This window comes from Agrobacterium tumefaciens (assembly GCA_025559845.1).
Taxonomy (GTDB): Bacteria; Pseudomonadota; Alphaproteobacteria; order Rhizobiales; family Rhizobiaceae; genus Agrobacterium.
Genome location: CP048470.1, coordinates 2,233,347 through 2,245,402, shown reverse-complemented (window position 1 = coordinate 2,245,402; position 12,056 = coordinate 2,233,347). Strand labels below are relative to the sequence as shown.

Below are 12,056 nucleotides of genomic sequence, written 5' to 3'. Positions count from 1 at the left end.
GTCGCCTCACTGGAAACGGGAAATGGAAAATGCCGACAGATCGCGGCCTGGGTCACGGCCTGTAACCATTGCAGCCGTGAGTTGGCCGACGAGCGGCCCTAGCGTATAGCCGTTGGACGTAACGGCATTGAAGAAACCGGGCATGGCGGGATGTTCGCCGAGGATTGGCGCACCATCGATGTTGATGTTCATCGCCGCCCAGCTGCGGATCACATGCAGTTTGCGGAGTCCAGGCACCACGTGCTGCGCCACCCAGAGGTTACCTTCAAGGCTGGAAAACAGCGGGCGCGGATGGCTATGAATAGGGTCAAGGCCGGCAGTCCAGCCGCCCCCAATCAGAAAATTACCGTTGGCCGCCTGCTTCAGTGTCAGGTGGCGGTCGGCATGAGCGACCAGATGGGAAATTGCCGGAGCTGCAGCCTCTGTAACAACCATCTGCAATGGCGCACCGAAAACGGGCACGTTGAGGCCAAGCATGGCGCCGATGCGCGACGCAAACGCGCCGGCTGCGTTGACGATACGCATGGCCGAAATCGTACCTCGTGACGTTTTGACAAGAAAGCGATTGCCGGCGGCCTCAATTGAGAGGACTTCAGTACGATCGAAAATGGACGTACCGGCCTTCTTGGCGGCATCTGCCATGTGACGCGTCGCGATCAACGGATTGATCTTCCCCTCCTGAGGGCAATACGCAGCACCGATCATCGCGGACGAGAGGGCTGGTTCAAGCCGGTGGAGATCCTGTTTTCCGATGACATGACAATCGATCCCCGAGGCCCGTTCCATGGCCGTCTTTTCCTCAAGAAACCGGAGATGGGCCTCCGTCTCGGCGACCATCAGTCCACCGGTTATCTTCATCTCGAAGTCGACACCAAAGCGCTTCTCAAGGCTCAGCCAGAGATCGATGGAATCGCGCTGCAGTGAGAGCGTGCGGGCGGCAGGACCACCGCCGCCTTCAGCACGAGCGCCATGATCGAAGGAGAGAAGTTGCGCATGCAAGCTGCCTGCATTTCCGCCGGACGCCAGGCCTCCGGGAAAGCCACGCTCCACGACGACGACATCGTCACCGCTCTCTGCAAGAAAGTAGGCTGTGGAAAGGCCAGCTATACCGGCACCGATGACGAGTGTACCAACCTCGGTTCTTGGCAATGGCTCCTGGTTCGAAAGAGGCGGGCGTTCCGGCAAGAGTGCGCGCTTATGGCCGCCCCATTCCGCCTTTTCGACAGATAAGGCTGCAAGCGGCACCGGGCGAAGGGGCATCTGCGGTGCGAGTAAGCCTTGCGTCTGCGATTGAGGTTTGCCGGCAAGTTCCGTCAAGGTTCGACCACAATAGCGGCTCTGGCAACGCCCCATGCCGGCACGCGTCAGGCGTTTCAAGGTTGCGATGTCGGGCGGTCCCTCGCCTGAAATTTCTCGCAAGCGACCGACAGTGATATTCTCACACCGACAGGCGATCGTGCTGTCTTCGAGTTCTGACTTTTTCTCAGCGCCATCGGCAAATAGCGACCACAAAGCGCCCTGAAACCGTCTCGATCGCAGAAGCCTGTTTGCAGCCTTGGCGTCCGACCTCTCACTCAATCCAAGCTTTCGAGCAACTGCGAGGCCCGCAAGCCGCCCTTCAGACATCGCAACGTAAGCGCCGCCAAAACGCGAAGCCTCGCCAACAATATAAACGTTGGGCAACGAACTCTCTCCGTCCTTGCCGCACCGGGCGACAAGTGAGCCGTCAGCGGCAACGTCATGCGCGCAACCCACCAACCTTGAAACCTCGTTCGACGCCGTAAAATCTCCACCCAGGAGCACAGTGTCGGCCTCGAAATAACGGGGTCCAGTGGGCGTTGAAATCGCCACACGCTCCACCTGTGTGTCGCCCTCGACCGCCAGAACGCGACTTCTCCAGAAAAGCGGTATACGTGCCTTCGTCAGTCTGACGAGTTCGCGCATACCCTTGAGAGCCAAGGCAGGGTCGCATCTAAGGACAGCAAGCGCGGCCGCGGGATTATGAAAGGGGGACAAAGCGCGATCGACGAGAGCGGCCACTTGCCCTCCTGCTTTCAGGACTTCCATCGCGACCTGAATGTTGAGTGGTCCGTTGCCGGCAACAACGATCCGCTTGCCAGGGAGTGTGGCATAGCTGCGCAACAACGTCTGCGCAGCGCCTGCTGTCATGACACCCGGGAGCGTCCATCCGGGGATGGGTGCGGGGCGCTCGAAAGCGCCCGTGGCAATCACCATCATATCCGGGACGGCATAAAACGCACCGTCGGGCCCGTAGCAACCTACCGACAATTCACCGTCATCGTTGCGCGACGCGCCCCAAACAGTAACGCCCGCCACAAGTGTAACACCCGCGTTGCGGGCTCGATCAATCAGAGCGGCACCATCGGAAGCCTGCGTGTCTGTTCTGAGGACGTCGGCGGCGACCGGTGTGTTCGGTTGTTTATAGAATTGGCCACCGGCGCTATGCCGCTCATCCAGAACAACAACCGATGCACCTGCCTCCGCCGCAACAAGTGCCGCGGAAAGGCCGCCAGGACCTGCGCCAATGATGAGCACATCCATGCGCCTTTCGCCAACCGCCAGAGGTCGCGGTGCAATCTCTTTCAGGCGCTCGTCAAGGATATCTGGCCGGGCTGACTGACGTTCCACATGCATGCCCGGTGATACCTGTGTCATGCAGGCTCGCTGGCTGGTGCGACCATCAACCGTTACAAGACAGTCGTGACAAACACCCATCCCGCAAAAGAGCCCACGCGCTTTCCCACTCGTATCACAGGAAAACCCATGCCGGCCCGATTGCGCCATTGCGGCTGCAATGCTGGCTCCCGCTTCGACACGGCATTCAGCACCGTCAATGTAAAGCGTAAGCTTTTCTGCGGAACCGGCGGAAAGTGGCATTCAGGTAACTTTCCTTAGCTTGGGAACTTCAGGTTAAACCGGTCTACAAGGGCCTTCATCGCCTGGTCCTGTGCGGTGGGAAGCGGCAACCTCGGCGGCAGAGGTTCGCCTGCGGCAAAGCCCATATGATTGAGAAGCGACTTCGATCCAGCCACATAGGCTTGTCCGCCGACGGCCTGAATGACAGGTAGCCATTCTAGATAAAGCGCTCGCGCTTCATCATATCTTTTCTCGTCGGCAGCGAGTGTGAAGATACGCGCCATAACCCCTGGGGCAACATTGGAGGCGACTGCCACCCAGCCCTCGGCACCCATGACAAATGATTCAAACCCGAGAATGCCGCCAAATACAGTCATATTCTCGCCTGCGAGGCGCGCGATGTCGCGGACTCGCGTCACCTCCAGTGTCGATTCCTTGACGTAATCGCAACCCTTGATTTCGGCGATACGTGCCAGAAGTTCGGGTTTCATATCGACGTTTGCCGTCGCTGGATTGTTATAGACCATGACGGGAATGTTGATAGACGCGGCAATTGTCCGGTAGTGCTCGACGAGTTCGTCATCGGTCGGGGTAGAATAGAACGGCGGAATGACCATTACGCCATCGGCGCCCATTTCTTCTGCCTGGCGGCTCAGGCGTACTGCCTCCCGGGTATCCTCGGCACCGGCCCCGATGAGAACGGGGACGCGCCCTGCAGCCGTCTCAATCACTGTACGCGCTACCGCGTCACGATCTTCCTGAGAAAGAGAGAGGAATTCTCCGGTTGAACCAAGCGGGATAAGGCCATGAATTCCTTCATCTACCTGCCAGTTTACAAAAGCCTTGAGCGCGACGAGATCGACAGAACCCGTATTGTCGAGCGGCGTTATCATCACGGTGAATACACCGCGAAATTTCTTCGTCATCATCTTGTCCTTCGAGATTTCAGCGTTTGTCAGCAAAGCGGGCTGTTGCCGTCGCCTGACCGAAGCGCTTTTCGATACGCCGCTGGATGAAATCCCATGCGGTTGTGAGTAGCAGATAATATATGGCGGCGACGGCGAAGAGCTCGAGCACCATGAACTTCTCCTGGATCAGAACCTGCGTGCGGCGCAGCAGTTCTTCCATGGAAATGACCGAGGTTACGGAGGTCGTCTTGAGAAGACCGTTCACCGAATTTCCGAGCGGCGGAATGATAACCTTGAAGGCCTGGGGCATGACGATCCGGCGCATGATCTGCCGCTCCGTCATTCCGAGCGCTCTTGCCGCACGGGATTGACCTTCCGGGACAGCCTCAATACCGGCGCGAATGATTTCGGCCAGATAAGCTGCCTCATTGAGAGCAAGGCCAATCAATGCCGCCTGGACAACGCTGAAACGGATTCCAAGTTGCGGCAGTGCCGTGTAAATTACAATGAGTTGCACAAGAAGCGGCGTGCCACGAAACAGCCATACGTAGAACGATGCCAGTCCGCGTACCGGCATCGCATGCGATCGCCGCATGAGCGCCAGAATAAAACCCAGTGCAAGACCACAGACCAGCGAGACACATGTCAGCCAGATCGTTGTAGCAACACCCTCGAGGATGAAGGGATTGAACAGGTATTCAAAAAAACCTGACCAGTTCCAGAATGACATGTCGAAGCCTCTCCAGTCTTGTGGATAGCGAGCGCCCGAGTAATGACGCTCGCCTGTCTCATCGGATGTTAGCGGTTCGGACCTTTGACGGAGTAGTCACCTTCGACCATCGGTAGACCGTAGTCGTCGAACAATTTTGCGAGCGAGCCGTCAGACTTCATCTCCTTGAGAACGACTGAGACCGCATCTGCAAGAGCGGGACTCTTGAAGGCAATCGACACTGGAGCCGGATAGAGGCCATGGACTGCCCGTTTGAAGTCGCCTCGCTTGTCATACTCCTTGGCAACAGCATCAATCGCAACGACACCCTCAACCTGTCCTGCCCGCAGAGACTGGAAGGCCAGTGCGAAATTGTCGAATGTCTGGATCGTCAGGCCTTCCTTGCCCTCTTTTTTCAATTCCGCATCCAGTTCGCGTGCTTTCTTCTCTTCGAAACCACCGAGCTCAACGCCGACACGCATGCCTGCGAGATCTTCCTTCGACTTGAATTCCTTTTTCGTATCCGGAGCGACAGAAATGCTGATTGCCTGATCTTCGTAAGGGATCATCTGCATCATGGCAGCGCGCTCGGGCGTGAAGAAAATACCCGTATTGATCATGTCCCACCGACCTGCCTGGAGGCCAGGGATCATGGCGGAAAACTCGATACGGACATACTCAGGGGTGAGGCAAAGCCGCTTTGCGATCTCCTTGCCCAACTCAACGCGCATTCCCTGAAGCTCACCCTTGGAATCGACGAATTGCAATGGCGGAAGAGTGGGATTGGTAGACATCACCAGAGTACCTGGTTTGATAAGCTCTGCGTCGGCAATTTTTGGCGCGCAGGTCTGCGCAGACGCCGTCGACGACAATTGAAAGACGGCCACGGCCGCAAGCGTTACTAGACGAAAATTCATATTGGTTCCTCTGGAGTTATCTTTTTCTTCAGTCCAAGTGGCTGCTTGCCAATATTGCATCCAACTGGTATACCATTTTCATACACAGCGAAGAAACGTGATGCAAGCCCCATTTTTCAGCACAGCCAAAAAACAGGCATCACACTTCAACAAGGATAGAGGATGAGGTCAGTAGGTGCTCAGAACGCCCTCACGGACGCGCTCCAGATGCAGCCCCATAATGTCACGGGCAGCATCTGCGTCGCGCGCCCTCAGGGCCGCGAGAATGGCGTGGTGATCGGATATGCCCGGCTTGCGTTGCGCAAGCCGCCTTTGACGCTCGAAAATCGTCGTGTAACGACGCATCTGAATGATGGTCTCAGCCATGAAAGGATTTCCACTGGCTGTACCAATCCCGTTATGAAGCGCATCATCGAACTGCCAGACAAGCGAGGGATCTGGATCGACGTCAGCGTCGAGCCGGTCGAGCATAGCTTGCAGGTTGTTGATCTGAGAAACATCCATGGATGCACTGGCCAGCGCGGCAGCCGACGGCTCCACCAAAAGGCGCATGGCAAGGCTGTTAAGGTAATCCTGCAAGGTAATGACACGGACCGTCAGAACACCTTTGCTGTTACGAACCAGAAGCCCCTGCCCCTCAAGCCGACCCAGCGCATCACGCATCGGCGAACGCGAGACGCCAAGCTTGGTGGCAAGACGGCGCTCCTGAACAATAGCACCGCCCGTCAGCCTTGCTGCCAGAATGTCATCGAGAAGCGTGCGATAGGTGTCATCCGCCAGACTGGTTTCCCCCACGACCGTGATGTCGTCATTCATATCTCACACTCTCCAGCCGTGTTGGCGATCATGACAGCTATGCAACATGCTATGGGTCTTTGGGAAGACTTCGTCGTGACGAAAACAAATCACACCGCCAAAGCAAACAAGGGATGACGAGCCGCGTGACACAGACGGAAAAACAGCCTGCCGAAACAGCCCCGGACATCGGCGGTCACAAGCTGGCCGCTCTCGCCTACAACGCTGTATCCGACATGATACGTCATCGGCGACTGCGTGGAGGACAGGTCATCACCGAAGCAAGACTCGCGGAAACGCTTGGGGTTTCGAGGACGCCGCTGCGAGAAGCGTTGCAGCGACTTGAAGGTGAAGGCATGGTCCACAAGGGCGACGGCCGCAAATATGTCGTCCGGCAAGTAGACATAGGTGAATATATCCAGAGCCTGAAACTGCGGATATTGATTGAGCCGGAAGCAGCTGTGCAAGCTATGGAAGCAATCCCTGGCAGACAGCTCGTCGAGGTACGTCGCGAGATCGATGACCTGATGGGTGCGACAGCCTATCACACGGATGCACACTGGTTTTCCGACGACCGCCTACACAACCTGATCATTGACTATTGCGGTAACGATGTCATGGCGGGGGTATTACGAGGGTTGCGGTCGACCACGAGACTGTTTGAGATTGGCAATCTCAAGGATCGGCTCACGCCGGACTCAACCGAACACCTGGTCATTGTCACCGCCTTGCAGAACAAGGATGCAGATGCGGTAAGAGCCTCCGTTGCCTCACACGTCGAAAGCCTCATTGGCTTTGCGCGACGTCACCTGCATATTGCCGAATAGAACCGTTTAGGCGCTCCCCGTAGGGAACGCCTATATCAATTAGTCAGGCTGCCTGGATTGCGTGGATCCTATCAATGCCGCCCACGGTCCCCGCAAAATCCTGCCAGACACCCTGCGCACCCTTTTGCCATGCGTCATAGTCTTCCGGCTTCAGAAGCTTGCCGCCTTTCGAAAGCGCCAACTCGACCGACTTTGCCTCGTCCTCAACGATAAGCTGGTTGAAGTAAAGCGCCCCTTCGCTCGATGCATCCGACAGCACCTTCTTTTCCTCGTCATCCAACTGGCTCCAGAATGCCGCGCCATAATAGACAACGCCGGAAGCCCATATATGTCCGGTTTCCGTCATGTATGGAACGACTTCATAAAGTTTGAAGCCGGCATATGCGGATTTCGTCAGATCCATGGCATCCGCGACACCTGTCGCCAGCGCGTTGTAGGTTTCTGTGATTGGAATGCCGACCGGCGTTGTGCCGAATGCACTCCAAAGCTTGGTATGCAACGGGCTCTGAATGACGCGGATTTTCTTTCCCTCGAGTTCCACCGGCTTTGTCACGGGCTCTTTGGTAAGAAGATGACGAGCGCCGTAATTGATAAAATCAACGGCCACGAACTGTTGTGACGCCAACTTGCTTTTCAGGTCGGCACCTGTGTCTCCGGTGACGACCCTGCGAACGTGCTCACCATCGCGGAAAAGAAATGGAAGGTCGAGGATCTGCAACTCCGGCACCCAGCCGGAAAGCGAAGATACGGTCGAGAGGCTGGCCTGGATTGACCCGAGCCGGACGCCCTCAGCAACTTCCTTCTCACCGCCAAGTGCTCCGCTGCGAACGATATTGAACTTGAAACGGCCCGGAAGCTTTGCCTCCACAAGTTCGCTGATCTTCAACCAAATCTTGGTCTCCGGCTTGTCGTCGGCGAAGAGCGAGGCGACCGTAACGTTACGGGTTCTTGCGTTCGCACTGCGAACCAAACCAGGTGCGCCAAACGTCGCCACACTGGCGGCAGATAGTTTGAGAAGTTTACGTCTGTTGATCATCGTTATCAAAAGCCCCGATTTCAGAAAAGAACCGCCCAAACGCACAGAATCGCGAGGGAAACGAGAAGAGAAAGAAGATAGGGAACAACTGCCCTGAAAAGCGCAGTCGCCGGAACACGCGTTACACCGCTTACGACGAAGATCAGCATCCCGAGCGGTGGCGTCAGGCCATGGATCATCAGATTGACCACGAGAATGACACCGAAGTGTATGGGGTCGATCCCTGCTGCAACGGCGGCCGGCAATAGGATCGGCCCAAACAATAGAATTGCAGCACCGATATCCAGTACAAGTCCAACGACAAGAAGGATCACGTTCGAAAGCAGAAGCACTGCGATCTTGCTCCCCCCCAGCATCGTGACGAAATCGGTGACAAGGCCGGACACATCATCCACTGCGAGCAGGAAAGCAAACGGCCCAGCCGTACCGATCAACAAACCGATGGCGGCAGCTTCGGCCCCGGACTGGCGAAACGTTGTGAATATGCGTTTGGCACCAAGCCTGTAACCGAAACCAAGAAAAAGCGTGTAGAGTGCCGCCAGTGCAGCGGCCTCGGTCGTCGTCACGATCCCAATACGAATACCGACGACAACAATTATTCCAAGGCCGAACGCCGGAATTGCAGCGACGGCAGAACGCCAGCGTTCCTGCCCATTTGCCCTCGGCAACGTATCAACCGTGCGCACGCTGAAATGGATAGCAACAGCAAGGCACAAAGCCATCAATCCACCGGCGAAAAAACCGCCCACGAGAAGAGAACCGACGGAAAGATTTGTCGCGGTTGCCAGAATGAGAAAGGCGATGGACGGGGGGATGACGTTATCAAGGACTGATGTTGCGGCGATAATCGCACCAGCCTGCGCGGGTGGATAACCGTGCCGCACGAGTTCCGGCTGAAATGTCGATGCACCGAAGGCTGCGTTCGCAACCGACGAGCCGGAGGCGCCAGAAAACAGCACGCTCGTCAGCAAGGTTGTCTGTGCAAGACCAGCACGGCGATGACCGACCATCGAGGCGGCAAAACGTACGAGTTGGTTTGCAACACCCGATTCTGTCAGGAGGCTTCCCGCAAGCAGGAAGAACGGGATAGCAAGCAACAGAAATTTCGACATTCCCGTCACAGTCGTGGAGACAATCGCAGGCTCAGGCAGTGAACTGCCAAATGCGATCGCGACGTAGGCTGCAGCGAGAAACGCATGGGCGAGCGGCGCGGCGAGAATTAGCCCGAGAGCCGCTGTCAGAGCCAGGAAAAGGCTCGGGGGAAGTGTCGTATCGAAGAAAACGAATGGCAAACCGAAATAGGCGATCACTGAGATGACCAGCGATAGAATAACCTGCAGTGACTTTCCTTCCGAGGCACGCTGCAAGGCAAGATAGGTAAGGATAAGTCCGCCTCCCGCTCCCAGAAAACCGAAACGTATCCATTCCGGTAGACCGAGTGTAGGCGACGTACCACCCAGCATCGTGGCGATCTCCGATCCGCCAAACAACAATATCAGGGCAGCGACGAACGAGAAGGCGTCAGCTAGCATTTCGGTGGCCGGATGAAGTCGATCAGGCAAAAAGCGCACGAACACATCGAGGCGCATGGCAAGCGCGCTTTTCAGGCTGAGCGGAGCGCCGACAGCGATCATGGCGACATGCAGCCAGATACCCAGATCTTCCGCTCCGATGAAGCCTGTATGGAATATGTATCGGAGTGCAACATTGGTCAGCACGACAATAAGGAGGGCAGCGAGCAGTGCGGCCGCAACCGCGCCAAGCACGGAATCAAAAAAAGCGAGCGATCTACCCAATATGGTGGCAATCGAGAAATGTTTCGGTGTTGTAGTGCTCACTGGGGTTGCCGTCATGATTGGAGTTCCGGTTTAGCAATCTCTGTTTCACGATGCTTTTGTCGCAGTAAGGTCACGATCAAACAGGGTCGACCAGGTAAACTGTTTTGCAGCAGATATCTCTCGCGAAACGTCAAGTCGCGGTAAAACCTTTTCGCCGAAGCGAAACGCTTCCTCAAGCAGCGGCATCCCGGACAGGATGAAGGTCTCTACGCCCGCCTTGCGATAAGCCTCAAGTGTGCGGATAACTGTGTCAGGTGATCCAACAATGGCTGTCCCAGGACCTGGTCTCACAAGGCCGATACCTGCCCATAGGTTTGGCGCGATTTCCAGATCGCGGAGATCCTGTGGCTTGTTGCCACCATGAAGCGCAGTCATACGCTGCTGGCCAACAGAATCCGTTTTCCCGACAAAGCGCTGATTGGCGGCAATCGCAGTTGCGTCCATCCTTTTATAAAGGTCGGCAGCCGCTTCCCATGCTTCTTCGTCCGTATCACGCACGATAACATAAAGGCGTATACCGTATTCCAGGTTACGCCCGAGTTTTTCGGCGCGTGCCTTTACGATCTCGATTTTCGCTCCGATCTGTTCCGGCGTTTCACCCCAGGAAAGATAGGTTTCAACGTGTTTTGCGGCAACCTCGATCGCCTTGTCTGACGATCCGCCGAACCACAATGGCGGTGGCTCAATTCCCTGTCCAACCGGCAGTGCAAGCTTTGCTCCCTCGGTTTTGAAATACTTTCCGTCGAAATTCACCGTATCGCCAGAAAACAGCCGATGCCAAATCTGCAGGTATTCGTCGGCCATGTCGTAGCGCTCGTCATGCGGCATCGTCATCCCGTAAGCGCCAAGCATTTTCGCATCGCCTGAGACGACGTTAATCAACAACCGCCCGCGTGAAAACTCCTGCAAGGTTGCTGCCATTTTACCAAGCAGTGTCGGCGCAACGAGCCCTGGATGGATCGCGACCAGGAGCTTCAACCGCTCCGTATAGGACAGAAGTGCACCAGCCAGGACCCAGACATCATGGGCCCCCGTCGCAAACAAGGCGCCGGTGTAACCGAGTTGGTCATAAGCAAGCGCCAACTGCTTGTAATAGCCGAGATCAACCTTGCGGGAACCTTCGGGCTGCCAGGGATAGGCACCATCTGGAGCGCACATGTACCAGAAAACGTTCAATTTTTCACTCCAAGGCTTTCGAGCGACACCCCGGTCTGCACCGGTGACTTGAAATGTCCATGTCGGTAGAGCGTGTCGGCTTCCTGCTGCTGTTCAGCAAGGATTTCCGGCGTTGCCGGACCAACAGAGAGATCTCGAGAGCGAAGCACTTTTTCCCAGAATTGTGCATCCCCTTCGCTGCCTGATTGGTTGGCAAGAAGGGCAGCCGCTCCTTTTATATCCGCCATAACCAACTGACCAATGCGATCAAGTTCGCAGGCAACGGCCGCGACCTTTTCGGCAGAAAATTCGTGATGCCCAAGCGTCCAGAACAGGGAACGGTTCGGAATTGTGGAGCCGCAACGAACAAGGACACGCAAAGCCTCGTGATCAAGAGCCTTCTCAAGCCGTGGAGACATGGTAACCCATGCATCGACCCGCCCGTCTACGAGATCTCGCAGTGAATCGCTGTCACCGCTTTCGATCCTTGTTACGTCGGATAAGCCCAGTCCTTCGCCTTCGAGACTTCGAGCAAGAAGGTAAGTATGGAACGAGCCGTCAATCAGTGAAATATCCCGCCCCACTAGATCGGCAACAGAGCGGATGTGGCTGTCCTTGCGGACAAGTATCGCACCGTTGGCGGGCCTTGGCGCGGATGCAGCGATATAGGCTACTCCAAGCCCTCGGGCATCGGCCTCAATTGGTGGGGTCGATCCGGTTCCACCGAAGTGGATATCACCCTTTTCAAGCAAGGACGCTGTATCCCTTCCTTCCTTGTAAAGTACGAACTCAGGATCGAACGACTTGAACGCATCCGGCCAAAGCCGGGCGAGCCGCAAATGGAGATTATTGGGATGTACCCCGATTTTCATGACGCCACCTCATTTCCAGATCAATCTACTTTTTTATAGATCGTTTGCGAGGAACATTTTCGCGGGAAGTGAGCAACAAAGGAAAGAGAAATCCATATTCTTTATCGATTTTAAAAAAGTTA

10 protein-coding genes are annotated in these 12,056 nt (G+C 56.0%); 1 reads left to right on the top strand and 9 read right to left on the bottom strand.

The features are described 5' to 3' along the window. Positions 1-6: 6 nt before the first annotated feature. From FY156_26615 to FY156_26595, 5 genes are all read right to left on the bottom strand, one after another. Complete coding sequence (locus tag FY156_26615) at positions 7-2,898, bottom strand: FAD-dependent oxidoreductase (protein ID UXS05009.1); 2,892 nt, start codon at positions 2,896-2,898, stop codon at positions 7-9. A 14-nt stretch (positions 2,899-2,912) separates the two neighbouring features. Next, the gene (dapA, locus tag FY156_26610) at positions 2,913-3,803 is read right to left on the bottom strand and encodes a 4-hydroxy-tetrahydrodipicolinate synthase (protein ID UXS05008.1); all 891 of its coding nucleotides are present in this window, start codon (positions 3,801-3,803) and stop codon (positions 2,913-2,915) included. Between the two features lie 19 nt (positions 3,804-3,822). Next, positions 3,823-4,515, bottom strand: a complete 693-nt coding sequence (locus tag FY156_26605) for an amino acid ABC transporter permease (GenBank protein UXS05007.1) — start codon at positions 4,513-4,515, stop codon at positions 3,823-3,825. Between the two features lie 68 nt (positions 4,516-4,583). Then, entirely contained in the window at positions 4,584-5,411 is an 828-nt protein-coding gene (locus FY156_26600) for an ABC transporter substrate-binding protein (protein UXS05006.1), read from the bottom strand. A 168-nt stretch (positions 5,412-5,579) separates the two neighbouring features. Beyond that, complete coding sequence (locus tag FY156_26595) at positions 5,580-6,227, bottom strand: GntR family transcriptional regulator (GenBank protein UXS05005.1); 648 nt, start codon at positions 6,225-6,227, stop codon at positions 5,580-5,582. Between the two features lie 113 nt (positions 6,228-6,340). Here FY156_26595 and FY156_26590 point away from each other — a divergent pair, with 113 nt between their 5' ends. Continuing rightward, on the top strand, positions 6,341-7,033 hold the full coding sequence (locus FY156_26590; GenBank protein ID UXS05004.1) for a GntR family transcriptional regulator: 693 nt from the start codon (positions 6,341-6,343) through the stop codon (positions 7,031-7,033). Positions 7,034-7,076: 43 nt separating this feature from the next. On the opposite strand, the gene FY156_26585 is transcribed toward FY156_26590, so the two are convergent. From FY156_26585 to FY156_26570, 4 genes are read right to left on the bottom strand one after another with little or no spacing between them, the layout of a single operon-like run. Next, positions 7,077-8,075 (bottom strand): TRAP transporter substrate-binding protein, encoded by a 999-nt coding sequence (locus FY156_26585; GenBank protein ID UXS05263.1) that lies wholly within the window; start codon positions 8,073-8,075, stop codon positions 7,077-7,079. 14 nt (positions 8,076-8,089) lie between these two features. Continuing rightward, complete coding sequence (locus tag FY156_26580; protein UXS05262.1) at positions 8,090-9,907, bottom strand: TRAP transporter large permease subunit; 1,818 nt, start codon at positions 9,905-9,907, stop codon at positions 8,090-8,092. A gap of 45 nt (positions 9,908-9,952) precedes the next feature. Continuing rightward, entirely contained in the window at positions 9,953-11,083 is a 1,131-nt protein-coding gene (locus FY156_26575; protein ID UXS05003.1) for an LLM class flavin-dependent oxidoreductase, read from the bottom strand. Continuing rightward, positions 11,080-11,934, bottom strand: a complete 855-nt coding sequence (locus FY156_26570; GenBank protein UXS05002.1) for an ABC transporter substrate-binding protein — start codon at positions 11,932-11,934, stop codon at positions 11,080-11,082. Before FY156_26570 ends, FY156_26575 begins: the two co-directional genes overlap by 4 nt. Between the last annotated feature and the right edge of the window lie 122 nt (positions 11,935-12,056).

What these genes read in the sequence shown, in the direction of transcription:
- FY156_26605 (UXS05007.1), bottom strand. Translation starts at nt 4,515, where the DNA reads ATGTCATTCTGGAACTGGTCAGGTTTTTTTGAATACCTGTTCAATCCC.
- FY156_26570 (UXS05002.1), bottom strand. Translation starts at nt 11,934, where the DNA reads ATGAAAATCGGGGTACATCCCAATAATCTCCATTTGCGGCTCGCCCGG.
- FY156_26600 (UXS05006.1), bottom strand. Translation starts at nt 5,411, where the DNA reads ATGAATTTTCGTCTAGTAACGCTTGCGGCCGTGGCCGTCTTTCAATTG.
- FY156_26615 (UXS05009.1), bottom strand. Translation starts at nt 2,898, where the DNA reads ATGCCACTTTCCGCCGGTTCCGCAGAAAAGCTTACGCTTTACATTGAC.
- FY156_26595 (UXS05005.1), bottom strand. Translation starts at nt 6,227, where the DNA reads ATGAATGACGACATCACGGTCGTGGGGGAAACCAGTCTGGCGGATGAC.
- dapA (UXS05008.1), bottom strand. Translation starts at nt 3,803, where the DNA reads ATGACGAAGAAATTTCGCGGTGTATTCACCGTGATGATAACGCCGCTC.
- FY156_26590 (UXS05004.1), top strand. Translation starts at nt 6,341, where the DNA reads ATGACGAGCCGCGTGACACAGACGGAAAAACAGCCTGCCGAAACAGCC.